23 protein-coding genes, 2 pseudogenes and 1 other annotated feature are annotated in these 25,167 nt (G+C 64.4%); of the genes and pseudogenes, 13 read left to right on the forward strand and 12 right to left on the reverse strand.

All coding sequences use genetic code 11. The annotated features are described in order from the left end of the window. Nucleotide 1: 1 nt before the first annotated feature. From rpsU to dnaG, 3 genes are all read left to right on the forward strand, one after another. Complete coding sequence (gene rpsU / locus QM741_RS06755; protein ID WP_137912178.1) at nt 2–217, forward strand: 30S ribosomal protein S21; 216 nt, start codon at nt 2–4, stop codon at nt 215–217. A 253-nt stretch (nt 218–470) separates the two neighbouring features. Next, nucleotides 471–923: a GatB/YqeY domain-containing protein gene (locus tag QM741_RS06760; RefSeq protein ID WP_415206959.1), complete on the forward strand. Its 453-nt coding sequence runs from the start codon at nt 471–473 to the stop codon at nt 921–923. A gap of 117 nt (nt 924–1,040) precedes the next feature. Beyond that, nucleotides 1,041–2,813, forward strand: a complete 1,773-nt coding sequence (gene dnaG, locus QM741_RS06765) for a DNA primase (RefSeq protein WP_415206960.1) — start codon at nt 1,041–1,043, stop codon at nt 2,811–2,813. Between the two features lie 430 nt (nt 2,814–3,243). Here the strand turns inward: dnaG and rhaT are convergent, their stop codons facing one another. From rhaT to QM741_RS06780, 3 genes are all read right to left on the reverse strand, one after another. Continuing rightward, nucleotides 3,244–4,299, reverse strand: coding sequence for an L-rhamnose/proton symporter RhaT (gene rhaT, locus QM741_RS06770; RefSeq protein WP_415206961.1), 1,056 nt, complete (start codon nt 4,297–4,299; stop codon nt 3,244–3,246). 74 nt (nt 4,300–4,373) lie between these two features. After that, nucleotides 4,374–4,907: an alpha-L-rhamnosidase C-terminal domain-containing protein gene (locus QM741_RS06775; protein WP_415206962.1), complete on the reverse strand. Its 534-nt coding sequence runs from the start codon at nt 4,905–4,907 to the stop codon at nt 4,374–4,376. Further along, a complete protein-coding gene (locus QM741_RS06780) occupies nt 4,874–5,569 on the reverse strand; it encodes a family 78 glycoside hydrolase catalytic domain (RefSeq protein ID WP_415206963.1) in 696 nt (231 codons plus the stop codon). Before QM741_RS06780 ends, QM741_RS06775 begins: the two co-directional genes overlap by 34 nt. A 13-nt stretch (nt 5,570–5,582) precedes the next feature. Here QM741_RS06780 and QM741_RS06785 point away from each other — a divergent pair, with 13 nt between their 5' ends. Then, on the forward strand, nt 5,583–5,771 hold the full coding sequence (locus QM741_RS06785) for a hypothetical protein (protein WP_415206964.1): 189 nt from the start codon (nt 5,583–5,585) through the stop codon (nt 5,769–5,771). Between the two features lie 368 nt (nt 5,772–6,139). Here the strand turns inward: QM741_RS06785 and QM741_RS06790 are convergent. Beyond that, nucleotides 6,140–6,975 (reverse strand): annotated as a pseudogene (locus QM741_RS06790) (IS3 family transposase); the annotation flags it as partial. Beyond that, nucleotides 6,584–6,700: a sequence feature (AL1L pseudoknot), on the reverse strand. Its footprint overlaps the pseudogene before it by 117 nt. Nucleotides 6,976–7,431: 456 nt before the next feature. On the opposite strand from QM741_RS06790, the gene QM741_RS06795 reads away from it, so the two are divergent. Further along, on the forward strand, nt 7,432–7,578 hold the full coding sequence (locus QM741_RS06795) for a Fic family protein (RefSeq protein ID WP_415209086.1): 147 nt from the start codon (nt 7,432–7,434) through the stop codon (nt 7,576–7,578). 140 nt (nt 7,579–7,718) lie between these two features. Here QM741_RS06795 and QM741_RS06800 read toward each other — a convergent pair whose 3' ends face one another. Next, entirely contained in the window at nt 7,719–9,017 is a 1,299-nt protein-coding gene (locus QM741_RS06800; protein WP_415206965.1) for an MFS transporter, read from the reverse strand. Next, nucleotides 9,007–9,522 (reverse strand): YybH family protein, encoded by a 516-nt coding sequence (locus QM741_RS06805; RefSeq protein WP_415206966.1) that lies wholly within the window; start codon nt 9,520–9,522, stop codon nt 9,007–9,009. The genes QM741_RS06800 and QM741_RS06805 overlap by 11 nt, the downstream gene beginning before the upstream one ends. Before the next feature lie 256 nt (nt 9,523–9,778). On the opposite strand from QM741_RS06805, the gene QM741_RS06810 reads away from it, so the two are divergent. Next, nucleotides 9,779–9,988: a cold-shock protein gene (locus QM741_RS06810; RefSeq protein ID WP_415206967.1), complete on the forward strand. Its 210-nt coding sequence runs from the start codon at nt 9,779–9,781 to the stop codon at nt 9,986–9,988. A gap of 53 nt (nt 9,989–10,041) precedes the next feature. On the opposite strand, the gene QM741_RS06815 is transcribed toward QM741_RS06810, so the two are convergent. The 4 genes from QM741_RS06815 to QM741_RS06830 form a co-directional block, all read right to left on the reverse strand. Then, on the reverse strand, nt 10,042–10,374 hold the full coding sequence (locus QM741_RS06815) for a DUF1820 family protein (RefSeq protein WP_415206968.1): 333 nt from the start codon (nt 10,372–10,374) through the stop codon (nt 10,042–10,044). A gap of 97 nt (nt 10,375–10,471) precedes the next feature. Continuing rightward, on the reverse strand, nt 10,472–11,161 hold the full coding sequence (locus tag QM741_RS06820; protein ID WP_415206969.1) for a rhomboid family intramembrane serine protease: 690 nt from the start codon (nt 11,159–11,161) through the stop codon (nt 10,472–10,474). A 15-nt stretch (nt 11,162–11,176) separates the two neighbouring features. Next, entirely contained in the window at nt 11,177–11,929 is a 753-nt protein-coding gene (locus QM741_RS06825) for a general secretion pathway protein GspB (protein WP_415206970.1), read from the reverse strand. 51 nt (nt 11,930–11,980) lie between these two features. After that, on the reverse strand, nt 11,981–13,606 hold the full coding sequence (locus QM741_RS06830; RefSeq protein ID WP_415206971.1) for an AAA family ATPase: 1,626 nt from the start codon (nt 13,604–13,606) through the stop codon (nt 11,981–11,983). A 224-nt stretch (nt 13,607–13,830) separates the two neighbouring features. Between QM741_RS06830 and QM741_RS06835 the strand changes: the two genes are divergently transcribed. The 7 genes and pseudogenes from QM741_RS06835 (at nt 13,831) to QM741_RS06865 (ending at nt 22,690) form a co-directional block, all read left to right on the forward strand. Further along, nucleotides 13,831–15,345 (forward strand): tryptophan halogenase family protein, encoded by a 1,515-nt coding sequence (locus QM741_RS06835; protein ID WP_415206972.1) that lies wholly within the window; start codon nt 13,831–13,833, stop codon nt 15,343–15,345. Between the two features lie 111 nt (nt 15,346–15,456). Continuing rightward, nucleotides 15,457–16,992: a glucoamylase family protein gene (locus QM741_RS06840; RefSeq protein WP_415206973.1), complete on the forward strand. Its 1,536-nt coding sequence runs from the start codon at nt 15,457–15,459 to the stop codon at nt 16,990–16,992. Between the two features lie 58 nt (nt 16,993–17,050). Further along, nucleotides 17,051–18,364, forward strand: a complete 1,314-nt coding sequence (locus QM741_RS06845; RefSeq protein ID WP_415209087.1) for an extracellular solute-binding protein — start codon at nt 17,051–17,053, stop codon at nt 18,362–18,364. A gap of 166 nt (nt 18,365–18,530) precedes the next feature. Further along, nucleotides 18,531–19,411: pseudogene (locus QM741_RS06850) on the forward strand (carbohydrate ABC transporter permease). Nucleotides 19,412–19,413: 2 nt separating this feature from the next. Beyond that, nucleotides 19,414–20,235: a carbohydrate ABC transporter permease gene (locus QM741_RS06855; protein WP_415209088.1), complete on the forward strand. Its 822-nt coding sequence runs from the start codon at nt 19,414–19,416 to the stop codon at nt 20,233–20,235. Nucleotides 20,236–20,423: 188 nt separating this feature from the next. Next, the gene (locus tag QM741_RS06860) at nt 20,424–21,563 is read left to right on the forward strand and encodes an alpha/beta hydrolase family protein (RefSeq protein ID WP_415206974.1); all 1,140 of its coding nucleotides are present in this window, start codon (nt 20,424–20,426) and stop codon (nt 21,561–21,563) included. Then, entirely contained in the window at nt 21,560–22,690 is a 1,131-nt protein-coding gene (locus QM741_RS06865; RefSeq protein ID WP_415206975.1) for an alpha/beta hydrolase, read from the forward strand. The genes QM741_RS06860 and QM741_RS06865 overlap by 4 nt, the downstream gene beginning before the upstream one ends. A 47-nt stretch (nt 22,691–22,737) precedes the next feature. Here QM741_RS06865 and QM741_RS06870 read toward each other — a convergent pair whose 3' ends face one another. Continuing rightward, complete coding sequence (locus QM741_RS06870) at nt 22,738–24,099, reverse strand: GH1 family beta-glucosidase (RefSeq protein WP_415206976.1); 1,362 nt, start codon at nt 24,097–24,099, stop codon at nt 22,738–22,740. Between the two features lie 337 nt (nt 24,100–24,436). After that, on the reverse strand, nt 24,437–24,991 hold the full coding sequence (locus QM741_RS06875; RefSeq protein WP_415206977.1) for a hypothetical protein: 555 nt from the start codon (nt 24,989–24,991) through the stop codon (nt 24,437–24,439). Nucleotides 24,992–25,167: the final 176 nt, after the last annotated feature.

Below are 25,167 nucleotides of genomic sequence, written 5' to 3' on the forward strand. Positions count from 1 at the left end.
CATGCCTTCCGTCAAAGTCCGCGAAAACGAGCCTTTCGAGTTCGCCCTGCGCCGCTTCAAGCGCACCTGCGAAAAGGCCGGCGTCCTCGCCGAGACCCGCAAGCGCGAGTTCTACGAAAAGCCGACCCAGGAGCGCAAGCGCAAGGCCGCCGCGGCCGTCAAGCGTCACCTGCGCCGCGTCTCGCGCGACGTGACCAAGCGTCAGCGTTTGTACTGATCGCACATCCTTTTGCTGGAGCCCGGCCATCCCCGCCGGACTTTTCAAACAAGCAACGGCCGGTCGCGCGAGCGCACCGGCCGTTTTTGCTTCCCTTCTCCCGTCGGGAGAAGGTGCCCCGAAGGGGCGGATGAGGGAAAAGCTTCGCAGGTCGCATGACGTCGACCTGCTTTGTGCAAGGCTCTTCCCTCATCCGGCGCTCCGCGCCACCTTCTCCCGGTGGGAGAAGGGAAGAATTCCACCGGAGCCCGCCATGAGCCTCAAAGCGCAACTCACCGAAGACATGAAAACCGCGATGAAGTCCGGCGACAAGGATCGCCTCGGCGTAATCCGCCTCATCAACGCCGCGATCAAGCAGCGCGAGGTCGACGAGCGCATCGTCCTCGACGACGTGGCCGTGCTGGCCGTGCTCGAAAAGATGCTCAAGCAGCGCCGCGACTCGATCTCGCAGTTCGAGGCCGCGAACCGCAACGACCTGGCTAACAAGGAAAAGGCCGAAGTCGTGGTGATCCAGCACTACCTGCCGGCGCAACTAACGGCCGAGGAAGTCGGCGCGGCCATCGCCGCCGCGATCGCCGAATCGGGTGCGACGTCGGCCAAGGACATGGGCAAGGTGATGGGCCTGGTCAAGCCGAAAGTGGCTGGCCGCACCGACATGGGCAAGCTGTCGGAACTCGTCAAGGCCAAGCTCGCGGCGCTGGGCTGATCTTTTCCGAAAGCGTCGGCGCGGGGATTGCCCCGGGTGGCGCGCCAGTGCGCCGCCCAAGCTCAAGCGCTCGTGGACCACAGGCTGCCTCGATTCGTCCGATACACTAGCCGGACCATGCCCGGCCGCATCCCCGAAAAATTCATCGACGAGCTGCTCGCGCGTGTCGACATCGTCGAGGTGATCGAGCAGCGCGTGCCGCTGCGCAAGGCGGGCAAGGATTGGACGGCGCGCTGCCCGTTCCACGACGAACGCTCGCCCTCGTTCACGGTGGTGCCGAGCAAGCAGTTCTACCATTGCTTCGGCTGCGGCGCGCACGGCAGCGCGATCGGGTTTTTGATGAACTACGACCGCATGGAGTTTCCCGATGCGGTCGAGGAATTGGCCGCGCGCGCCGGCCTCAAAGTGCCTTACGAAGGCGGCGGCAAGCGGCCGGTCGAGGATTCGACCGACCTGTACGCGCTGCTCGATCAGGCGGCGAAGTTTTATCAACGCGAATTGGGCAAGAGCGTGAAGGCGCGTGCGTATTTCGATTCGCGCGGTCTCGATGCGGCGACGATCGAACGCTTCGGCCTCGGCTACGCTCCGGATCAGTGGGATGCGTTGAAGTCCGCGCTGGGCACTTCCCCGCAACGCATGTCGCTGCTCGAGAAAACCGGTCTCGTCAAAAGCGGCGAGCGCGGCAAATACGAGTATTTCCGCAATCGCGTGATGTTTCCGATCGCCGACCGCCGTGGACGCACCATCGCGTTCGGCGGAAGGATTCTGGAGAAAACCGAAGACTCTGGTCCGAAGTATTTGAATTCGCCGGAGACGGCGCTGTTCCACAAGGGCCAGCAGTTGTTCGCGCTCTGGCAGGTGCGCCAGGTGCATTCGAAGATTCCGCATTTGATCGTCGTCGAAGGCTACATGGACGTGATTTCGCTGTTCCAGCACGGCGTGACGCAGGCCGTCGCCACGCTCGGCACGGCGACGACGCGCGACCACGCCGAACTGCTATTTCGCAATTGTGCAGATGTATACTTTTGCTTCGACGGCGACCGCGCGGGCCGCGGCGCCGCTTGGAAGGCGGTCGAGTCGGTGCTGCCGCGCATGCGAGACGGAAGGCAGGCGTTCTTCCTGTTCCTGCCCGAAGGCGAGGACCCCGATTCGCTCGTGCGCAGCGAAGGACAGGGCGGCTTCGAGGAACGGCTGAAAGCGGCGACGCCTTTGAGCGAATTCTTCTTCGCGAACCTGAGCGGCGACGTGAACCTCGCCAGTCTCGACGGCAAGGCGCGCCTCGCCGAGCGCGCGCGGCCGCTGCTGACGCAGATTCCCGACGGCGCGTTCCGCGACCTGATGCTCGCCGAACTCGACAAGCGCGCGAACGTGACCCTGCGCATCGACGCACCCGCGGCCGATGCGCCGCGCAGGCCCGCGCGCCCGCAGGAACGCTCGCTCGTGCGCATCGCCGTCGCCCTGCTGCTGCAGAATCCCGGTTTCGCCGCCGACATCGAACCGCCACACACGTTCTCTGCGCTGCGCCAGCCGGGCATTCCGTTGTTGGTCGAACTGATCGCGCTGTGCCGTGAGCGGCCGGAAATTTCCACCGCAGCGATCGTCGATTTCTATGCCGAACGCGAAGAAGGCCGCGCCTTGCAGAAACTCGCGGTAATGGAATTCCCGGGCGGCGAAGACGCCTGGCGCGCGGAGTTTTTCGATGCGCTGCGCCAGTTGGACCGGCAGACCCAAATCCAGCGCCGCGACGAACTCGACGCACGTGTGCGCAGTGGCGGCATCGCGAGCCTCAGCGCAGGGGAAAAGGACGAGCTGCGCGCGCTCAAGGTCGCCGTGTCCGCCGCGCCGAAAGCTTTTGCTCGTCATTCCCGCGAAGGCGGGAATCCATTTTGATATTGCATTTTCGCCCAAAATAGTAAAAGAAGAAACTGGATTACAAACTGCATCCGCAGTTTGCCCTTCGGGCCATTCGCTTCGGCATCCTGCCTTCGCAATCCCGCTTTCGCGGGAATGATGGCAAACCAACATTTGGACTGGTCACCGTTTCTCACCCGCGATAAGCCTCCCTGTTGATTCGGTCTGTTGAAGTTTGGACTTTCAATCCGTTCGCACTGAGCGTAGCCGCGCAGCGGCGAAGTCGAAGTGCCGAAGCGCCAGAGGACTTCGACTTCGCTTCGCTACGCGCAGCCCGAACGAATTCAAACTTCATTTGGCCAGATCAATAATCACGCTCTGCTTGAACTGCCTTTGTTGACAACGCACTGCCCTGAGACTCAGCGTTTCCACTGGCATGCGAGCTGTTCTGACCATAGGCCCAGCCTACTCACTGCGCAGATGCATTTCCCAGTCCTACGAGCACGACCGAGATCAGAATCGTGGCGGTACCGGCCGACAGCAGGCGAACCGTTTTTGTGCTCACGCCGCTCCATTCCTTGAGTAGAAAACCCCACAGGTTGGCCACCAAGATGATGAAGGCCATATGCAGAATCCACGAGCTCGCACCATTGCTCAGTTTACTGGCGCCCATTCCGTAAAAAAAGAACTGCAGGAACCAGACGGTTCCAGCCAGAGCACTGAACAGGTAGTTGTTGACGAGCGGAGCCTTTCCGTCCGCATAGTCGGCATAGGTTTTGTTGCGAATATTGAGAAAGATGCACCAGAGCAAGTTGGTGGTCAGTCCGCCCCACAAGATGACGAGAAACACCACGTTGTTCTGGAAAAGCGCATTGGTACCCCGAACCACCGCCAAATGGGCCATGGACTGACCCGCTTCGATCCCGAAATTGAAGCAGGCACTCAAAATGCCTGAAACTGTTGCCACCATCAGACCGAGTGGCAAGTTGAACTCCCGAACCGTCTCTTTCTGCTTTTCCACGCTCAGCTCTCGTTCTTTCCATCTCCCGGCTTGGCCGCACACGCCGATTCCCAACAGGCAGACGAGAATGCCGAGCAGCACCATTCCGCCTTTCACGCTGTGCAGCATCGAAACGAATGTCTCTCCATCCCCGCCAGCGATGTCTCGGTAGAGGGGAGGAATCAAGGCGCCGAAAGCCGAGCAAAAGCCGAGGACAACCGACATGCCCAGCGACAACCCCAAGTACCTCATGGTCAGACCGAAAGTCAGTCCGCCAATGCCCCATAGCAGTCCCATGAGATAGGTCCAGCACAGTGTCTGCCAGGAGGTATCGTGAAGAATCTGCTGATAGCCCGGAACCGTGAGTTCCACAGCAATCCACGGCACGAATAGCCAGGAAAAGATTCCTCCCACCATCCAATAGCTCTCCCAGGACCACTGACGCACCTTGTTGTACGGCAGGTAGAAGCTTCCCGACGCGACGCCGCCGATGAAGTGGTACAAGACGCCAAGAAAAACTTGCATCAATCAATCCTTTTCGCCACAGCAGATAAAATTCTTGGACGACGCCAAGTCAAACCCAACGGCGAGCTGCATCGTCATGAGAAACCGACGAATCGATGTTCTCCCGCATCGCACTCGACAATGGTTTCTCTTTCTGTTCTTTGCAGAAGACGAACATTGCGGTTCGTTGCCAATGTCCTGCCGAAATATCGAATGCGGTCATCCTTGCGTGTCGGCAGGTGGACCTTCGCCGTGGTATTGGCTGGAATGACGACATCGATGGGGACGTGTCCTTCCGCAGAATGGGTCCACGAAACGGAGACGTCACCGTACGGACTCCTGAAGCTTGCCCTGCAGCCGGAAAGTCCGGGGATGACCAGCGGGGCGATTCGAATCCGCTTGAATCCCGGCTCATCCGCATCGATGCCCGCCAGGCGTCGATACAGAAAGCCCGTTACCGCGCCGAGCGCGTAGTGGTTGAACGAATTCATCGACACATCGCCGACGTCTCCATTCCATCGCTCCCACACTGTCGTGGCCCCCTTGGAGACCATGTACCCCCAGGATGGATAGGCTTGGCGCATCAGAAGATTCGCTACCAGATCGACATTGCCGGCATCGGCCAACACATCCAAAGCGTGAGGGGTGCCGAGGAATCCCAAAACACCTGGGCATCGCCCATCCAACCCAAACGTTCGTCGCGTTGCGGACAATCCGTGGGAATGCCGACGAAATTCGACCGTTGACTCCAGTAGGTGTTCGCCCATATCCGATTCAGAAGCGGACTGGAGCTGCTGAACGCGCCGACCACCGGCAAGTCGGTGCTGATGACGACACCTTCGAGCAGGTCTGCAGGCGGGTCACCGGAGAGACCCGTGATCTCGACGTAGCGGAAGCCAAAGTAGGTGAAAGTCGGCTGGTACTCTTCAGGGGTGTCTTTGCCGCTGAAGGTATACAAAACCCTGCCCAGTGCAGATCGCAGATTCGATTGATCGACGCGGCCCGACTCGAGAAGTCTTTCCGCAAACTTCATCTCGACCATGGAGCCCGCAGGTGCACGTGCGCGCAGCCTGCACCATCCGGCAAAGTTCTGGCCGAAATCGAAAACGTGTACGCCCGGCTCGACTTGCCGCGCGGAAACCGGCGCCATCGTTGCCACGGCCCGGATGGGAGGGCTGGCTTGCGGGCAGATTGTTGTCGCGGGCTTCTCTGCCGTCCGGGAGGGCAGCCACGCTTGAGCGCGAAATCCTGGAGAATCCCATCCCGGCGTTTCGTCGCGGGCGTCGTACACTTCGCCATCGTAAATGTCCGCGGATACCGACAAACTGCATGCAAGCTTTGAACGCATCATGTCTGTCTACTCGACACTGACGGCGGGCTTCACCGACGGCGAGCGCGACAAGTTGTTTGCGGCGAACGCGGCTCGAATTTACCGTCTTGCGAGCGCTCGACATGAGCACGAGCCATTCGATGGGCGCTTCTCGCCGCCATGAACAATCGCAACTCGGTCTCTACCCAAGCAATGCCGTGATCCACGTCACAGGAATCGGTTCTGCCCGCTACCTTGCTGGAGGATCAGCACGACTTCCTCGTCCTATCAGAGGCGTTATGAGACGCGTTGCTTGGGAGGTTGCAAACAATGAATGCGCTTCGTCGTTTAGGCTCAGCGTCAGTGCTGGACATTCTGATGCTACTTGCGTTGCCCACGGGCGGCCACGCCGCTCCCGTTTTGCGAAAAGGCGTAACTCTTGCTGGCTCTCTGGACTATTTCACTCAGAACAACTTTGCCGCCTTGAACGCCGTGCTGCAAACGAATGCCGGAGTAATCGGCGTCAATTTGCCTTGGAATGCCGCAACGGCAGTCCGTGCGCGCCGACCGCGACACCTTCCAGCCAATGATACGACGAGCGAACACGTCGATCACGAAGGCCACGTAGACGAAGCCAGCCCACGTCGACACGTAGGTGAAGTCGCTGACCCACAGCGCGTTCGGACGGTCGGCGTGGAACTGCCGGTTGACGCGATCCAGCGGGCACGGCGTGGCCTTGTCGCTGACTGTGGTCTTCACCGGCTTGCCGCGGATCACGCCTTGCAGGCCCAGCCTGCGCATCAGCCGCTCGACCGTGCAGCGCGCCACGCGCACGCCCTCACGCAGTAATTGCCGCCATACCTTGCGCGCGCCGTACACCTGCAGGTTCTCGGCGAACACGCGCCGGATCGCTTGGCACAAGTCCTCGTCCCGGCGCGCCCGCGCCGAACGTCGATCCGGATGGCGACGTTCCCGCGCGTGGCGGCGGTACGTCGACGGAGCGATCGGCAGCACGCGGCAGATCGGCTCGACTCCATGGATGGCTCGGTGATCGTCGATGAACGCGATCATGGCTTGAACCGGCGGTCGAGCTCCGCCTGGGCAAAATACGCCGACGCCTTGCGCAAGATCTCGTTCGCTTGGCGCAGTTCGCGAATCTCTCGCTCCTGCGCCTTGAGCCGATCACGCTCGGACGTACTCAACCCCTCGCGCCGGCCTTCATCGACCTGCGCCTGCCGCACCCAGCGCCGCAACGTCTCCGACGTGCAGCCCAGCTTGCCGGCCACCGAGGCGATCGTCGCCCATTCCGAGCCGTATTCGGCTTGGTGCTCGCGCACCATCCGCATCGCTCGCTCTCTCACTTCCGCAGAATACTTCGTGTTTGTCATTGCTCCATCCTCTCAAGAGTGGGAGCCTCCGACAAACCCGGGGCGGTTCACAAACGTAAATCCGTATGTCGGCGGCTTGGTCAGAGCAGATGGCTCGGATAAGAACGAGGGAATCAGCAACGGAAGCGTCCGCGCCACCTTTACTGCAATTCAACCTTAAGGACTCGCATTGAGAGTTCTCAGTTATTCTGGAATCGATTTCCCAACACGTTTATGAGACATTTTCAGCCCCAGAGAATCACCTCTGGGGCATTTTCCAATCTGGCTTGATCATCACCGCAAAGGATCAGAGCGACTTGAAGTCCCCTAGTTAATTTGACCCAGATGGAAGTAGAGTTTTCCCGTCAAGGAGCTCTACATGAAGAAGTTGCGCTTTTTCAAAGAACAGATCGTCCGTATCCTCACCCGGAAGTCGCAGATGAAGTCCAGCGTCTGCTCCACGCCGTGGTCAGCGAGATGACCCGCGAGCAAATCCAGAGTGCGCTTGGCCTCAAGAGCGAAGATCACTTCCGCAAAGCCTGCCTGCGGCCCGCCCTGGCATCGGGGCTGCTGGAAAGACGTTGCCGGACAAACCCCGCAGCAGCAAGCAGCGTTTTCGACTGACGGATGCAGGGCGGCGCTGGTTGGCGCTGCGGCTCGATGGCCGTTCTGGTTGAGCCCAAGCTGCAATGCGCCGTGGAGCGCCATTATCTGGAACGCAAGCAAGCATCTGCCCATCCCACCTTGACGCTGCCGCCACGCGCTCAGTCGTGGATATTGCCCGGCTTCATCGCCAGCAGTGCGAGCAAGGTCAGCAACGCCGCGCCGGCCAGGTACCAGCCCACGGCGACGACGCCGTGGCCGCTCGCGAGCGAGGTGGCGAAAAACGGCGTGAGCGAGGCGCTCAGGCCGCCGATGTTGAACGCCAGCGATGAACCGGTGTAGCGCACCGCGGTCGGGAACAACTCGGCCATTGCGGTGCCGAGCGGGCCGTAGGTCAGGCCCATCAGGAACAGGCCGAGCGACATGAACGCCAGCACGAGTCCGGCGCTGTCCGCGACGAGCATCGGCTTGAACAGAAAACCGAATGCGATGATCAGCACCGTCGCAATGACGAGCATCCGGCGTGCGCCGTGATCCTTCGCCCACCACGCCGAGATCACGATGCCGACGGCGAAGAAAACCATCGCGACGATCTGCATGATCAGGAACTGTACCTTCGGATACTTGAGCTGGCCGATGCCCCAGCTCGGCGTGAAGCCGACCAGCAGGTAGAACAGCACGAAGGTCGCCACGCAGGCGAACACCCCCAGCAGCAGAGCCCGGCCATGCTGCGCGAACACGTTGCCGATCGGCACGTGCACGCGTTCGTCGTTCTCGAGCGTGCGCCGGAAGGCGGGCGTCTCCGCGATCTTCAGGCGCACGTACAAGCCGACGACGACGAGCAGCGCGCTGAGCAGGAACGGGATGCGCCAGCCGAACGACAGGAATTGCCCGTCGCTCAGGACGTCGCTCAGGACCAGGAAGATGCCGCTCGACAGGGTGAACCCGAGCGGCGCGCCGAGCTGCGGAAACATGCCGTACCAGGCGCGCTGGCCCGGCGGCGCGTTCTCGGTCGCGAGCAGGATCGCGCCGCCCCACTCGCCGCCGAGGCCGAGGCCCTGGCCGACGCGGCACAGTGTGAGCAGGACGGGCGCGGCGATGCCGATCTGCGCATAGGTCGGCAGGAAGCCGATGACGATCGTGGAAATGCCCATCGTCAGCAGCGCGGCGACCAAGGTCGCCTTGCGCCCGACGCGATCGCCGAAATGGCCGAACAGCGCGGAGCCGATCGGCCGCGTGAAGAACGCGACGGCGAACGTGGCGAACGAAGCCAACTGCTGCGTGAGCGGATCGCTGGCCGGAAAGAACAGCTTCGGGAAAACGAGCACCGTGGCTTGCAGATAGATGTAGAAGTCGAAGAACTCGATCGTCGTGCCGGCGAGGCTCGCCGTCAGCACACGCCATTTGGAATTCACCGCGGCGACATCCGTTCCGCGCAAAACCGCCGCATCATTGGTCATAATTTGCCTCAGCCATTTGCGGCCCGACAGGCGCGATGAATCGCGCCCCTACGCCACCGCACACCTCGCTGCCTTTGTCGAACACGATGCGCCATGCGCCCGAGGACTGGCGCTGCCAGATCGAATTGAACGTGGCGATGATCCTGCCGTCCGCGTCGCGCACCGGCCCGGTGCTCAGCGCAAGCGTGCCCGATTCGAGCGCTTCGACCTGCGCCGGCTCCCACGAGAACGGCGCGGCGGGTTCCGCGAAATACTTCTTCCACGCCGCGGCGACCTGCGCCTTGCCGCGCAACGGCTCCTTGCCGCCGAAGAAGACGGCATCCTCCGCGAGAAAGCCCGCGAAAGCCGGATGATCGCGGTCGGCCATCGTCTTCGCGAACGCGCGCTCGGTCGCCTCGACCTCGCGCCGTGCCTGCTCGCGCGGAACCTTCGTCGGCACGCCCGCGCACGCTGCGAGCACGAGAGCGGCGAGCGCCGCCGCGCATGGCGATCCGTACGATTGCATGTTTTCCCCTCCGCCGTTTGCGCGATTGTGACAGGTCGCGCGCGGCTTGCGCAGCCTTTCGGGTATGGCTTTTCGCGGGATTTGTCTGTATCGTGCGCGCACTGCGTTTGCTCAAGGTCACTGTGCACCGTGGCCGTTGGGGCTTCCAACGAACCGCTTCACGTTTCGCCCGTGTTCTCCTTTCGCATTCCAGTCTCGATCCTGCGGGTCTCCCGAGGATCGCGCACTTTCGTTTCGTCATCGCAAGGAGTTAGACATGGCTGACCGTCAAAGCGGCACCGTGAAATGGTTCAACGACGCCAAGGGCTTCGGCTTCATCACCCCGGAATCGGGCGCCGACCTGTTCGTGCATTTCCGCTCTATCCAGGGCTCGGGTTTCAAGACCCTGCAGGAAGGCCAGAAGGTCACTTTCGTGACCGTGCAAGGCCCCAAGGGACTGCAGGCGGACCAGGTGCAGGTCGCCTGACCGAATCCGCTTCCGGAAAGAAAAAAGACCCCGCGAAAGCGGGGTTTTTTGTTCTACGGCTTGCGCAGCGGCGGCGCGATCGGAAACGGAGTGACGACCTTCTCGCCGCTGGTCGCGTCGCGGATCGCGAGCGGCGCGCGCCTGTCGACTTCCTCCACGCGCAGGATGCACTGGATCGGCAGGTGCAGCACGCGCGTGTTGCCGAATTCCTCGCGCAGGCGCTCCTCGGTCGGATCGATGACGACGCCCTCGCCCTGGCTGTCGAACACGATCTCGCCGACCTCGGTGAAACCCCACAGCGCGCTCGACGCGACCTGGTGCGCGTAAAGCTCCAGCGTCTTGCCCTGGCTCAGGAAAGTGACCTTGTACAGCTTCTTGCTTTTCATGCGGGCATTCTCGCACGACAGGCGTCGAGGTGCGTCGTTCGCGCGTCTCGCGCGAAAGAAAATCAATAACGTTTCGCGAGCGAAAGCAAAACGTACTCTACGCGCGCAGCCGGCGCGCGATCGCGGGCTTCGACACGAGCGCGAACAGCAACCCGGCCGCGAAGCCGGCGATGTGCGCCCACCAGGCCACCGCGCCGAACGCCGGGCCGACGAAAGTGAAGGCGATCTGCAGCAGGAACCAGAAGCCGATCAGCAGCGGTGCGGGGATGCGCACGAATTCCAGGAACATGCCCAGCGGCAGCACGAGGCCGAGGCGCGCGCGCGGGAACAGGCTCAGATAGGCGCCGATGATCACCGACACCGCACCGCTCGAGCCGACGATCGGCCTGCCCGCGTCCGCCAGCGGCAGCATCACCGCCTCGGCGAGATTGGCCAGCGCGCCGCCGATCAGGAACAGCAGAAGAAATCGCCATGGTCCGAGCGCGCGCTCGGCCGGCACGCCGAAGATCATCAGGAACAGCAGGTTGCCGACCAGGTGCAGCCAGCCGAGATGGATGAACAGGCCGGTGAACAGCCGCAGCCAGCGCAGTTCGACGAACTGCTGCGACAGCGGCGCATTGACGTCGAACAGCCGCGTCGGGACCGTGCCCCACTGACGCAAGAACTGCCCGCGTTCGACGTCGGGCGCAAGCACGAGCCAGAGGAACAGGCTTGCACAAGCCACGACGATCATCAACGTGGCCCAGGGCAGGGAGGGCTTGCGTTGCCTGTCGACGGTGACGAACACGCCCGGCCTGCGCGGTCAGGGGCCCGGCCGCAGCAGCGCGCGGTGGCCGTGGAATTCCAGCACCAGGCCGGATTGGCGGATTTCCCGCACGGTCACTCCGCGCACTTCGTCGCCCTCGACCACGCGTGCGCCGTCGATGATGACGAAGCGGCGCTTCGGATCGGGCGAATACACCTGCATGGTGATCGGCAGGGCGGGCAGCGCGGCGCGCACGTCGGGCGGCAACTCGTCGATGGAGGGCACGTCGTCCGCGGGAACGGCGGGCGGCACGGATGCGCCGGCGGGGGCCACTTGCGCTGGCGTTGCCGGAGGGGAGGGAGCCGGCGCAGCGACCGGCGGCGGCGCGGGCACGACCGGTGGCATTGCCGGTGCGGGCGCTGCCGTTTGCGTTCGCGCCGGCGCAGCGGGAGTGCGCGGTGCCGGCGTCGGTGCAGTCGGAGAGGACGCGACGGGCGCGCCTGTGCTGGTGGGCGGCGGTGGCGCAACCGGCTTCGGCATCGTTCGCCGCGGCGGCGGCGCGGCGTGCGGAGACACTCCGGGTGCGTCGCCGGCCTTGGTCGTTGCCTGCTCGCCGCCCGTCTGCGGCGCCGACGGGCGCAGCCAGTACCACGCGCCTGCCGCGGCGAGTGCGACGACGACGGCGAACGACAGCCACGGCAGCGGGCTGCGCCGGCGTCGCGTCGTCGTGATCGGCGTGCCGAGATCCGGCATTTCGCCGAGGCGGCGCTGCGCTTCGGATTTCTTCAAGGCTTCGAGGATCAGCGACATGGATTCGTCAACGAGTATACTTTTCCGGTTTGCGCAAAATGCCGCATGCGCTCATTGCACGTTGCGGGTGAGATGCGGGCCGGCCGGGTCGAGCGCGGACAACGCGAACAGCGTTTCCGGGCCGACGATGCCGTCGGGCTTGATGCCGTAGGCGTTCTGCAACTTGCGCACGCGCTCGGCGAGGGCGTCGTCGAAGAATGCGGGGCCGGCATCGCCCGCGCCGCCGTCCATGCGCGCGAGCTGGGCCTTGACCCAGGCCACGCCGGGACCGGCGTCGCCGCCGTGCAACGTGGTCGGGACGTCGTCGGGCAGGCGGAACAGCGCGAAGAATTCGCCGTCCCAGACGTCGGCAAGATCGTTCTTGCCGACGTGGAGACTCTCGCCGGCCAGATTCAATTGCACCTGGTCGTCGCTGGCGCCCTGCAGCAGCGCCCAGGCGTTCGCGTCCTGCCATTTGAGCGGCAGGATCAGCGGCCGGTCGAAACGCGCGAGCTGTGCGATCGAGCCGTGCCCGCGCAGGCAGTTCATGCCGGGGAAGACGACGCTGCGGCAGTGCGCGGCGTCGCGCACCGTGGTCTCGGCCGACGTCACCTGCCAGCGCGCGAGCAGTTGCGTCCACGCAGTCAGTTCGGAATCGGCCGGGTTGCCGGCGAGCGCGGAGAGTTTCTCTTCGGCCGGATTCTGCTGCGGTTTTGGCGCTGCGGGTTCCGCGGCCGCGGTCGTCGTCGTACCTGGTGCGGGCGCTGCAGGCGCAACCGGCGGGGGTTTCTGCGGCTGGAGGAAATACGCCGCCGCGCCGAGCGCGATCACCGCGCACGCGGCGGCGGCCCACGGGCCGTAGTGGCGCAGGCGATAGCGCGTCGTGCCGGGCAGGGTCTCGTCGGCGGCGCGGTCGACGAGGCGTTCGCCGATCGAATTCTGCTCGCGCGCGTAGCCGGCCATCAGCGCGCGGTCGCCGATGACGTTGATCAGGCGCGGCACGCCGCCCGAGCGCTTGTACAGCGCGCGCAGGCCGAGGCGCGAGAACGGCGAGCGCGGCGCACCGGCGACGGCGAGGCGGTGGCGCACGTAGGCTTCCGTTTCGTCGCGGTCGAGCGGGGTCAAATGGTAGCGCGCGGTGATGCGCTGGGCGAGCTGGCGCAGTTCCGGGTCGTTGAGCTTGTCGCGCAGTTCGGGTTGGCCGAGCAGGATGATCTGCAGTAGCTTCTGCGTCGGCGTTTCGAGATTCGTGAGCAGGCGCACCTGTTCGAGCGATTCGGTCGAGAGGTTCTGCGCCTCGTCGACGATCAGCACCACGCGCAGGCCCTGCGCATAGGCGTCGAGCAGGTAGGCGTTGAGCGCGTCGACGAGGGCCTTCAGGCTGCCCTTGCGCGCGGCCGTGTCGATCTTGAGTTCGTCGCAGATCGATTCGAGCAGTTCGACCGGCGACAGCTTCGGATTGAGCACGAGCGCCACGCGCGTGTTTTCGGGCAACTGTTCGAGCAGCAGCCGGCACAACGTGGTCTTGCCGGTGCCGACCTCGCCGGTCAGCTGCACGAAGCCGCCGCCGCCGCCCTTGCCGATGCCGTACAGCAGGTGCGCAAGCGCGTCCCGATGGCGCTCGCTGAGGAACACGTAGCGCGGATCGGGCGTGATCGAGAACGGGGCTTCCTTGAGGCCGTAGAACTCCAGATACATGGCACTACTTTACCTTGGCGCAGGGCAAAAGTTCGTATCGGCTTTTGCCGCCGCGCCCCCGGCCGGAAGTTGCGAACCGCGGGCCGGCCCAATAGGCTTGGCCGATCCGGCGGCGCGCGGCATTTTCGCGCGCGTGCGCCGCACGGCATTCGATTGGCGCATACATGGCGATGGCGGACGGTATCGCGCCGTACCTTCGCCGTGATCGAGGGGGAAATGACAGCATGACCGACAGCCGCATCAAGAACATCGTCATCGTCGGCGGCGGTACCGCGGGCTGGATGGCGGCCGCAGCGTTCGCGAAAGTGTTCGACGGCGCCTGTTCGATCCGCCTGATCGAGTCCGAGGAGATCGGCACGATCGGCGTGGGCGAGGCGACGGTGCCGCACCTCAAGCTCTACAACCAGACGCTGGAAATCGACGAGACCGAGTTCATCAAGCAGACCCAGGGCACGTTCAAGCTCGGCATCGAGTTCGTCGACTGGGCGCGGATAGGCGACCGCTACATTCACGGCTTCGGCCAGATCGGCCACGACTACGGCCTGTTGCCGTTCCACCAGTACTGGGTCAAGGCGCATAGGCAGGGCAAGGCGACGAGCCTCGACGACTATTCGCTCAACGCGGTGGCGTCGTTGAAGGGCAAGTTCATGGTCTCGGCGCGCGACGTGAAGGAGCACTCGCCGCTCGCCAACATCGCCTACGCGTACCATTTCGACGCGGGCCTGTACGCGAAGTACCTGCGCAACTACGCCGAGCAGCGCGGCGTGCGCCGTACCGAGGGCAAGGTGACGCAAGTCGTCCAGCGCCCCGCGGACGGCTACATCGATGCGGTGGTGATGGAAAGCGGCGAGCGCATCGAAGGCGATCTGTTCGTCGACTGCTCCGGTTTCCGCGGCCTGCTGATCGAGCAGACGTTGAAGGCCGGCTACGAGGACTGGTCGCACTGGCTGCCGTGCAACAGCGCGGTCGCCGCGCCGTGCGAGAACGTCGGCCCGCCGACGCCGTTCGTGCGCTGCACCGCGCGCCCTGCCGGCTGGACCTGGCGCATTCCGCTGCAGCATCGCACCGGCAACGGCTACGTGTATTCGAACAAATACATCAGCGACGACGAGGCCGCGTCGAACCTGCTCGGCTGGCTCGACGGTCGCGCGCTCGGCAATCCGCGCGTGCTGCGCTTCACGCCGGGGCAGCGCAGGAAGTGCTGGGACAAGAACGTGGTCGCGGTCGGGTTGTCGAGCGGCTTCCTCGAACCGCTGGAATCGACCAGCATTTTCCTGATCCAGTCGGCGATCGCGCGCATCATCAACCTGTTTCCCGACGAGGGGTTCAGCGAGGTGATCCGCGAGCGCTACAACGCACAGGCCGCGTTCGAGATCGAACGCATCCGCGATTTCATCATCCTGCACTACTGCGCGACCGAGCGCGACGACACGCCGTTCTGGAACTATTGCCGTACGATGTCGGTACCGAAGGAACTGAGCGACAACATCCGCCTGTTCCGCGACTCGGGCCGTTTCTATCGCAACGCCGAGGAAATGTTCGCGCAGCCGAGCTGGGTCGAAGTGATGGTCGGCCAGCGCATCCTGCCCGAACGCTGGCATCCTATGGTCGACCAGATGCCGCAGGCGGAGCTCGAGGAACTCGTCGGCGGCGTGAAGAAGGTATTGGCGAATTGCGTCGAGGTGATGCCCTCGCACCAGGCCTTCATCGATCGCTACTGCAAGGCGCCGAAGCCGTGAGCCGGGAACGTTCGCGCCGCCATGATGTCACACCGGCGTCGCTATGCACGTCGCAAGGGCGCACGATGCGTTCGCCGCGCCGCTTCCTTCTCCTTTGATCGAGTAGCCTTCATGAGTCCGAGCAAGCCATTGCGTCGCCTGCGTGTAAACGTTTTCAGCTTCCTGTTCGTGATCGCCGCGGGCGCATGCGGCCCGCTGTTTGCGAAAGCGCCGACACCGCTAGCGGTCGGCGGTGCGCCGATCACCACGTTCCAGTCGCTGCCGAAAGAGCGGCAGGCGATGCTCGACGATCTGGAGAAGCGCACGTTCGATTTCTTCCTCGCCAGCGCGAACCCCGACAACGGCCAGGTGCCCGACCACTGGGCGCCGGGGCAAGAGAGCGATCCCTCGTTCTTCTCCTCGATCGCCGCGGTTGGCTTCGGCCTGACCGCCTACGGCGTCGGCGCCGAGCGCGGCTGGATCAAGCGCGAGGAAGCGGTGAAGCGCACGCTCGCAACGCTGCGCTTTTTCGCCGCGGCCAAGCAGAGCGAAGACAGGGACGCGAGCGGCGCGCACGGTTTCTTCTACCACTTCCTCGACATGCACAACGGCGCGCGGTTCGGGTCGGAGCCGTGGGTCGAGCTGTCGTCGGTCGATACGGCGTGGCTGCTCTATGGCGTGTTGTTCGCGCAGTCGTACTACGACAAGAACAACAAGGACGAAAAAGAAATCCGCCAGCTCGCCGACAGCATCTATTGCCGCGTCGACTGGAAATGGTTCAGCGATGGCAATCTGCTCGTGCAGGGCGGCTGGACGCCCGAGAACGGCTTCGACTACAACTACTACCGCGGCTTCAGCGAGGCGATCGGTCTGTACGTGCTCGCGCTCGGCTCGCCCACCTACGGCCTGACTTCCGCGACGTGGAAGCGCTGGACGCAGATCAACGACAAGATCTGGGGTGAATTCCAGGGCCAGACCTATCTCGCCGGCAGCCCGTCGTTCTGGCACCAGTGGGCGCATTCCTGGGTCGATTTCCGCGGCATCCAGGACGAGTACATGCGCGGCAAGGGCATCGACTATTTCACCAACAGCCAGCGCGCCGCGCTCGCGCAGCGCGAGTACGCGATCCACAATCCGCTGCAGTGGAAGGACTACGGCGCCGACGTCTGGGGTCTGACCGCGAGTAACGGTCCGCGTGGGCATACGCAGCCGGGTGAGCCCGATCGCTACAAGAATGATTCGAAGCCGTTCTACGGCTACATCGAACGCGGCGCCGGCCTGTCGCGTGCGGCGGTCGACGACGGCACGATCGCGCCGACCGCCGCGGCCGCATCGATCGCGTTCACGCCGCAGATCGTGATTCCTGCAATCGAGGAAATGAAGAACCGCTACGGCGATGACTTGTATACTCAGTACGGCTTCGTCGACGCGTTCAATCCGAGTTTCACCTTCACCGACCGCCCGGTGCGCACGGGCAAGGTCGTGCCGGACAAGGGCTGGTTCGACAACCTGTATCTGGGCGTCGATCAGGGGCCGATCCTGCTCATGCTCGAGAACTACCGCAGCGGCTTCGTCTGGAAAATCATGCGCAAGAATCCGTATATTCGCGAAGGCCTGAAGCGCGCCGGATTCAGCGGCGGCTGGCTCGGCAAGTCGATCGAGAAATAAGCGGGCGGCACGGCGGGCGCCGAAGCCGCCTTTCGGAGGTGTCGTGTCGTCACGCGGGATGGCGGGATTCGCGCGGATCGTTGCATGGGCGTCCCTGTTCGCCCTGTGTGCCTGCGCGCCGGCGTCGAACGAAACGACGCTGAAGTTCTGGACCTTCGGCCCCGAAGGCGAGGCCGTCGGCGGATTGCTGCGCGAGTTCGAGCAAGCGCATCCGGGCGTGCGCGTGGTCGCGCAGAATCTGCCGCTGACCGCGATGCACGAGAAGCTGCTGACCGCCTTTGCCGGCGATGCGTTGCCGGACCTGTGCCAGCTCGGCAACACGTGGATTCCCGAATTCGCCGTGCTTGGCGCGCTGGAGGAATTGTCTTCAGCCGCCGTCCCCGGCGGCAATGAACGGACCGGCATCCCTGCCGGACTTCTCGATAAAAGCTCCATCCATCCCGAGGACTACTTTCCCGGCATCTGGGACACGAACGTCGTCGACGGCAAGCTCTACGGCGTCTCGTGGTACGTCGACACGCGCCTCTTGTTTTACCGCAAGGACCTGCTCGCCACCGCAGGCTTCGATCATGCGCCGCGCGACTGGGACGAGTGGCGCCGAGCGATGGCGGCGATCAAGAAAAATCAGGGTGCCGACAGGTACGCGATCTTCCTGCCGCTCAACGAATTCGAGCCGCTGCTCAATCTCGCCATCCAGCAACGCGATCCGTTGCTGCGCGACGGGGGCACGCGCGGCAATTTCGAAAGCGCGGGATTCCGCCGTGCGCTCGATTTCTACGTCGAAGCGTTCCGCGAGCGCTGGGCGCCGCCGATGAGCAACACGCAGATCGCGAACGTCTGGGACGAGTTCGGCAAGGGTTTTTTCGCGTTCTACATCACCGGGCCGTGGAACATCGGCGAGTTCAGGCATCGGCTACCCGCCGACGTGCAAGGACAATGGGGCACGGCGCCGCTGCCCGGCGCCAGCGGACCGGGCGGCGGCGCGGCAGGCGGATCGAGCCTGGCGATCTTCCGCACGTCGAAGAACAAACAGCTTGTGTGGGAGCTGATCGAATTCCTCTCCGCGACGAAGCAGCAGCAACGCTTCTACGCGCTGACCGGCGACCTGCCCGCGCGGCGCAGCGCGTGGGACGCCGCGGGACTCACCGACGACGAGTACGCGCAGGCCTTCCGCACCCAGCTCGAACTCGTCAAGCCGACGCCGAAAGTGCCCGAATGGGAACGCATCGCGAACGAGATGCAGCTGGCGGCGGAGCGCGTCGTGCGCGGCGGCGAATCCGCGGAGACGGCCTCGCGCGCGCTGGATACGAAAGTCGACGACGTGATCCTCGCCAAGCGGCGATCGTTGCTTGCAAAAGAGGTGCAGCGATGAACGCGCGTGCTTTCCTTCTCCCACCGGGAGAAGGTGCCCGAAGGGCGGATGAGGGAAGAGTTTTGCCAGTTTGCAACGACGCAATCCTGTGCAAGGCTTCTCCCTTATCCGGCGCTGCCGCGCCACCTTCTCCCGGTGGGAGAAGGGAAGAAGAGGGCGCTGGACAATGAATGGCGAACGCGCCGCCTGGACCTTCGTCGCTCCTGCCCTGTTCGTGCTCGGCGTCTTCCTCGTCCTGCCGATCGCCGCGGCGCTGCTGTTGAGCTTCACCGATTTCGACATCTACGCGCTGGCCAACCTCGACAACCTGCGTTTCGTCGGTCTGGGCAACTACCTCGACACGTTGAAGACGCCGCTGTTCTGGAAGGCGCTGGCCAACACGATCTGGTTCGTCGCGCTCGCGCTGCCGCTGTCGCTCGCGACCTCGCTCGGCGCGGCGCTGCTGCTCAACTCGCCGCTCGCGCGCTTCAAGGGGCTGCACCGCACCGCGCTATTCGCGCCCGTGGTGACGACCGTCGTCGCGGTCGCGGTGATCTGGCGCTACCTGTTCCATACGCGCTACGGGCTGATCAACTACGCGCTCGGCTTCCTCGGCATCGGTCCGATCGACTGGCTCGGCGATCCGCACTGGGCGATGCCCGCAATCGTGGTCTTCGCCGTGTGGAAGAATTTCGGCTACAACATGATCATCCTGCTCGCCGGCCTGCAGGCGATCCCGCGGATCTCTACGAAGCCGCGCGCATCGACGGCGCCTCGCGCGGCCGCCAGTTCTGGCACATCACCCTGCCGGGCCTGCGGCCGGTGCTGCTGCTCGTCGCGATCATCACGATCGCCGGCTATTTCCAGCTGTTCGCCGAACCCTACGTGATGACGCGCGGCGACCCGCTGCAATCCACGGTCAGCGTGATGTACTACATGTACGAGGAAGGTTTCCGCTGGTGGAATCTCGGCCGCGCCTGCGCGATCGCATTCCTGCTGTTCGCGCTGATCCTCGTCGTCGCGCGCGGGCTGCTGCGCCTCGCGCGCGCGAAGGACGACGCGGCATGAGCATGAATCCGCGTGCGGCGAAATGGGCGGTCAATGGCCTGCTGGCCGCCGGCAGCGCGCTGACCTTGCTGCCACTGTTGTGGATGCTGTCGGCGTCGTTCATGCAGCCGGGCGAGGCCAGCCACTATCCGCCGCCCTTGCTGCCCGCGCATCCCACGTTCGCCAATTACCGCGAGCTGTTCGAACGCGCCGGCATGGGCCGCTATCTGTTCAACAGTTTCCTGATTGCGAGCGCGATCACGCTGTTCTCCCTCGCCTTCAACCTGAGCGCGGGCTATGCGTTCGCCAAGCTGCGCTTCAAGGAGCGCGATCGTTTGTTCCAGGCCGTGCTCGCCGCGGTATTGATTCCATTGCAGGTCGCGATGATGCCGCTGTTCCTGCTGATGAAATGGCTGCACCTGGTCAACAGCTACGGCGGTGTGATCGTGCCGGCGCTGGCCACCGCGCTCGGCATCTACCTCGTGCGCCAGTACGCGCGCTCGATTCCCGACGACCTCATCGAAGCCGCGCGCATCGACGGCGCCGGCGAGTGGACGATCTTCCTGCGCATCGTGCTGCCGCTGCTCAAGCCGATGATCGTCACGCTGGCCGTGCTGACCTTCCTCGCCAGCTGGAACGATTTCATGTGGCCGCTGATCGTGCTCAGCGATCAGGCCTGGCAGACCGCGCCCGTCGCGCTCGCCGGCCTGTCGCGCGAGCACGTGCAGGACAACGAGCTGATGATGGCGGGCTCCGTGGTGACCGTGCTGCCGGTGCTGCTGTTGTTCCTCGTGCTGCAGCGGCAGTATTTGCAGGGGTTGTTGCTCGGGAGTGTGAAGGGATGACCTTTCTTTGCCGTCATTCCCGCGAAGGCGGACTGCGGAGGCAGGATGCCGAAGCGAACATTCGCGCAGCGGATGGCGCGAAGCGCGAGCCACGGATGCGGCGAGTCAATCCAGTTTTTTCTTTTGACGCTTTCAGAAACAAGAACTGGATTCCCGCCTTCGCGGGAATGACGAGCAGAATGCTCTTCTTGCTATTCGCGCCTTTCTCATTTCCACAGGTTTGGGCCGAGACCAAAACCGCCACCGAAATCGGCACGCTTGCCCACGCGTCCTATCGCATCGACATCCCCGCCGACTGGAACTATCGCGTCGTGGTGTTCTTCCACGGCACGTCGGAAACGCCGGTGACCTTCCGTGTGGGCGAAGCGCTTTCGCCGATGTTCGCGCCGTTGCTGCAGCGAAAATACGCCGTGATCCAGTCGGGCTATTCGGCCGGCGGATGGGCGCTCGAAGAAGCCGCGCAGGACACCGAACGCCTGCGCCAGTTGTTCGTCGCAAAGCATGGCCTGCCGATGCAGTTCCTCGTCACTGGCATGTCGATGGGCGGCACGCTAGCGGCGATGACGATCGAGCAGCATCCCGACGTCTACGCCGGCGCGTTGTCGCTGTGCGGCGCGATCGAGCCCAGCGATGCCATGTTCAATCGCGACTTCGCTCTCGCGGCCGCATTCGATTTCTATTTTCCGGGCGTGCTACCGCCGCTCGCGTCTGTACCCGCAGGTTACGTCGCCGATGAGGCGATGACGAAGAAAATCGCCGCTGCGCTCGCCACGAAACCCGCAGCGATACAGTTGCTGCTGCGCTGGTACGGCACGGCGGATACGCAATCGCTGCCGGACATAATCGCCGACACGCCGACCGATTTCCGCGACTTGCAGCATCGCGCCGGCGGCAATCCGCTCGGCAACGCCGACCTGATCTACGTCAACTCGGGCGACGATGCCGCGCTCAACGCCGGCGTGCGCCGCTATCGCGCCGACGCGAACGCCGCTGCGTGGTTGGCGCGCTGGTATACGCCGAGCGGCAAGCTCATCCGGCCGATGCTCGCCTTGCACGACATCGGCGATCCGCTCGTGCCCGCGGCGGGCGCGTTCGCCTACGCGCTGGCCGCGCAACGCGCCGGTCGTGCCGGGAATTTCGTGCAGCAGTACGTCGATCGCTCGGGTCATTGCGTCTTCACGCCGGACGAAATCGCGCGCGCATTCGATCAACTCGTCGGATGGATCGATTCCGGCATGCGGCCCGTGCCTGGCGCATTGCCGCCATCGGTAGCGCATCGCGGCGACGATCCTCCGCAAAGAAATCCGACAACGGAGAAAACAAAATGAGAGCCAACGCAATTTCTCGCATCGCCATCATCGCGGTGGCGGCGGTCGCGGTGCTGACCGGCGGTTGCGCCAAAGCGGTGCGCGAGGCGCCGGCGCTGCCGGTCGACGCGATCGGCGCGCGCGACGGCGCGTCGTATCGCATCGATATTCCGAAGAACTGGAACCACGAGCTGATCGTCTACTACCACGGATATCAGCCCCGGCCCATCGTCTTCGAAAAAGGCCGGCGCAACTGGCCGGCAGTCGACGCGCTGCTCGCCAAGGGCTATGCGGTGATCCAGTCCGGCTATTCGCGCGGCGGTTGGGCGGTGGAGCAGGCCTATGCGGAAACGGAAGCGCTGCGCCGCGACTTCGTCGCGACCTACGGACGTCCCGTGCGCAGTTGGGTGATGGGCGATTCGATGGGCGGAGCGCTGACCGCTTTGACGATGGAAACGCGGCCGCAAGTCTACGCCGGCGCGCTGGCGCTATGCGGCGCGATCGAACCGTCGAACCGCATCCTCGGCAAGGCGTTCGCGATGCGCGCCGCGTTCGACTACTACTTCCCCGACCTGCTCGGCCCGCTGGTGCCGGTGCCGGACACGCTGCCTGACTTCGAGACGATGAGGAAGCGCGTCGCCACCGCGCTGGAAGCCAGGCCCGCGGCGCGCGATGCGCTGCTGCGTCTGTCCGGCGTGGCGACCGCGAAGAGCTTTCCGGACATCGTCGCGTTCGTCACCCAGGTACTGCAGGAACTTCAGCAGCGCACGCACGGCAATCCGTTCGGCAACGCCGATCTGATCTACACGGGCTCGGGCGACGATTACGCGCTCAACGACGGCGTCAGGCGCTATCGCGCCGATGCGCAGGCGGCGGCGTATGTCGCGCGCTGGTACACGCCGACCGGCGCGCTGCTGCGGCCCATGCTCACGCTGCACGACACGGGCGATCCGCTCGTGCCCGCGGGGGATGCGTTCGAGTATGCGCTGATCGCCGAGCGCGCCGGGCATGCGGACAATTTCGTGCAGCAGTACGTCAACCGCGAAGGCCATTGCGTGTTCGAGCCGGCCGAGGTGACCCGTGCGTTCGACGAGCTCGTCGACTGGGTCGGTACGGGCAAGCGGCCGGTGCCGGGAAAATTGCCGTAGCAACTCCGTCATTCCGGCTTTCGCCGGAATGACGAGCAAAGGGCAAATCAGGCCCCGTTCAACACGTCGCCGTTGGTTGCGATCACATCGGCATAGAACTTGCCGCTGTTCTTGATCGTGCGCACTTGCGTGGCGAAGTCCACGTGCACGATGCCGAAACGCTTGGCGAAACCGAGCGACCATTCGAGGTTGTCGAGCAGCGACCAGGCCATGTAGCCGCGCACGTCGCAGCCTTGCGCGATCGCCTCCGATACGGCGGCGAGATGCGTCTTGAAATAGTCCACGCGCAGCGGGTCGTCGATGCGGCCGTCCGCGGCGCGCGGCGGATCGTAGAACGCGGCGCCGTTCTCGGTGACGTAGACGGGCGGATTGCCGTAGCGCTGCTTGATCCATGTCAGCGTGTCGGTGAGGCCTTGCGCGAACACTTCCCAGCCGGTTTCGGTACAGGTCGCGTCCTGCTTCACCGGCGCGGCGCGCAACGGATAGGCGTTCGCGTCGAAGCGGGTGACGTTGCGCGTGTAGTAGTTGACGCCGAGCCAGTCGATCGGCTGGCGGATCAGGGCCATGTCCGCATCCGGCCAGGCCGGCCATGCCTCGTCGAAGATCTCCCGCAGTTCCTCGGGATACGCGCCGAGGAAAACCGGATCGAGGTATTGCCGGTTCATGTACGCCTCGGCGCGCTTCGTCGCGGCAAGGTCCTCCGCACCCTGCGTCGCCGAATACTTCGGTTCGATGTTGACGACGATGCCGATGCGATGTTTTCCATTCGCGTGGTACGCCTGCACCGCCGCGCCGTGCGCGCGCAAAAGATGGTGCGCGGCGATCGGCGCCTCGAACTTGCTGCGATGGCCCGGCGCGAGCGCGCCGTGCAGATAGCCGCCGTCGGTGACGACCCAGGGCTCGTTCAACGTCGCCCACTGCCGTACGCGATCGTCGAGTTTCGCGTACACGAGGTTCGCATAATCGGCGAACCAGTCGGCGATGTCGGGATTGAGCCAGCCGCCGCGGTCGTCGAGCGCCGCGGGGAGGTCCCAGTGGAACAGCGTCGGTAGCGGCACGATATCGTTGCGCAACAACTCGTCGACGAGGCGGCTGTAGAAGTCCAGCCCTTTCGCATTGACGCGGCCGCGCCCTTCGGGCAGCACGCGCGCCCAAGCGATGCTGAAACGATAGGCGCGCAGGCCCAACCGCTTCATCAGCGCGACGTCGTCCTTCCAGCGCCGGTAGTGGTCGCAGGCCACGTCGCCCGTATCGCCGTTCGCCATCATGCCCGGCGTGCGCGTGAAGCGTTGCCAGATGCTCGGTCCCGCGCCGTCGGCGAGCGGCGAGCCTTCGATTTGATACGCGCTCGTTGCCGCGCCCCAGAGGAAGTTGGCGGGGAACCGCACGCGTCGGGTGATTCCGGGCATTTCTCGCGCAGGCAGAATTGAAAACGATTACATCGAGAATAGCGCATGCGTGGGACAAGGTGTAGGGAATCGGCGCAGCTCCATCGGTTCGCGTAGCGGGAAATCCGGGACGCGGGCATGCCCGGCCGCGCCAATCGTCAAGGGCCGTGGTCATGGTCGCGGTTGATGGATGGATTGAGCGCGGCATGGGTTCGCGCAAGATGGAATTCGCGCGCGGCGCGGCGGGCAACTCGAAGCGGCGTTGACGGCATTTCGTGAAGGGGCTGCCGCATGCCCGAAGTCTGCGGGATGAACGAGGAGAAGGCCGCGGCCTGCTCCTGTCATCGTGTCGCAAGGGTCAGAGGTCCGGAGCGGCGCCCGGTCCACCCGGTCCGCCGGGACCACCTGGGCCACCCGGACCGCCGCCGCAATGCGGCATCGCGCCAGCATTGGCGAGCGCGAGATGATCGGCGTCGAGCTGCGTCTGCGCCGTCTGCACCGCGGTCGCATCGGTCGCGATCGTGGTCTGGTCGGTCGATGCGTTGCCGTTGGCGGCGGCGACATCGCTCTTCAGTTGGGTGAAGTCGCCGTCGAGTTTGCTGCGCGCGGTTTTCAGCGCGGTTTCGTCGGTGGAAAGATAAGACTGGACCGCCGTGCGCAGCGTCTGCTGGGCGGTTTTCAGCGTGCTGTGATCGGTGCTGAGCGTCGTCTGCGCGGCGCTCGCCGCGCTGGTGTCGCCGAGCGCGACCTGGATGCGATATTGCAGTTCGTCCGCGCGCACCTGCGTGCAGGCGGTCTTGACCGCGGCGGCTGCGGTGGTGACGGCGGTGGGTACGGTGGCGGCCTGTGCGGAGGTTTGCCCGACCGCGACGAGGGGCAACGCGAGGAGTAGGGAGAGCGGTCTGGTTTTCATGATGAAGGCCCGAAAGCAAGGGAAGGGAACCATCGCACCGGTGCACCGGCGCGTCCGATCTCGGGACCACGGCGCCGGCACGAGCCTGCCGGCCTGTCTTCGATCGTGCGCCCGGAAAACCGCACCGGTGCGACGGCTGTCCTGTGTCCGGGTAGGCGGTCCACAGGGCGAGCGCA

Source organism: Rudaea sp., from assembly GCF_047601565.1.
In the GTDB taxonomy this organism is placed as follows: domain Bacteria; phylum Pseudomonadota; class Gammaproteobacteria; order Xanthomonadales; family Rhodanobacteraceae; genus Rudaea.

Coding starts and splice junctions, on each gene's coding strand:
- rpsU (WP_137912178.1), top strand. CDS start 2: ATGCCTTCCGTCAAAGTCCGCGAAAACGAGCCTTTCGAGTTCGCCCTG.
- QM741_RS06760 (WP_415206959.1), top strand. CDS start 471: ATGAGCCTCAAAGCGCAACTCACCGAAGACATGAAAACCGCGATGAAG.
- dnaG (WP_415206960.1), top strand. CDS start 1,041: ATGCCCGGCCGCATCCCCGAAAAATTCATCGACGAGCTGCTCGCGCGT.
- rhaT (WP_415206961.1), bottom strand. CDS start 4,299: ATGCAAGTTTTTCTTGGCGTCTTGTACCACTTCATCGGCGGCGTCGCG.
- QM741_RS06785 (WP_415206964.1), top strand. CDS start 5,583: ATGTCCGCGGATACCGACAAACTGCATGCAAGCTTTGAACGCATCATG.
- QM741_RS06795 (WP_415209086.1), top strand. CDS start 7,432: ATGACCCGCGAGCAAATCCAGAGTGCGCTTGGCCTCAAGAGCGAAGAT.
- QM741_RS06800 (WP_415206965.1), bottom strand. CDS start 9,017: ATGACCAATGATGCGGCGGTTTTGCGCGGAACGGATGTCGCCGCGGTG.
- QM741_RS06805 (WP_415206966.1), bottom strand. CDS start 9,522: ATGCAATCGTACGGATCGCCATGCGCGGCGGCGCTCGCCGCTCTCGTG.
- QM741_RS06810 (WP_415206967.1), top strand. CDS start 9,779: ATGGCTGACCGTCAAAGCGGCACCGTGAAATGGTTCAACGACGCCAAG.
- QM741_RS06815 (WP_415206968.1), bottom strand. CDS start 10,374: ATGAAAAGCAAGAAGCTGTACAAGGTCACTTTCCTGAGCCAGGGCAAG.
- QM741_RS06825 (WP_415206970.1), bottom strand. CDS start 11,929: ATGTCGCTGATCCTCGAAGCCTTGAAGAAATCCGAAGCGCAGCGCCGC.
- QM741_RS06830 (WP_415206971.1), bottom strand. CDS start 13,606: ATGTATCTGGAGTTCTACGGCCTCAAGGAAGCCCCGTTCTCGATCACG.
- QM741_RS06835 (WP_415206972.1), top strand. CDS start 13,831: ATGACCGACAGCCGCATCAAGAACATCGTCATCGTCGGCGGCGGTACC.
- QM741_RS06840 (WP_415206973.1), top strand. CDS start 15,457: ATGAGTCCGAGCAAGCCATTGCGTCGCCTGCGTGTAAACGTTTTCAGC.
- QM741_RS06845 (WP_415209087.1), top strand. CDS start 17,051: ATGGCGGGATTCGCGCGGATCGTTGCATGGGCGTCCCTGTTCGCCCTG.
- QM741_RS06855 (WP_415209088.1), top strand. CDS start 19,414: ATGAATCCGCGTGCGGCGAAATGGGCGGTCAATGGCCTGCTGGCCGCC.
- QM741_RS06865 (WP_415206975.1), top strand. CDS start 21,560: ATGAGAGCCAACGCAATTTCTCGCATCGCCATCATCGCGGTGGCGGCG.
- QM741_RS06870 (WP_415206976.1), bottom strand. CDS start 24,099: ATGCCCGGAATCACCCGACGCGTGCGGTTCCCCGCCAACTTCCTCTGG.
- QM741_RS06875 (WP_415206977.1), bottom strand. CDS start 24,991: ATGAAAACCAGACCGCTCTCCCTACTCCTCGCGTTGCCCCTCGTCGCG.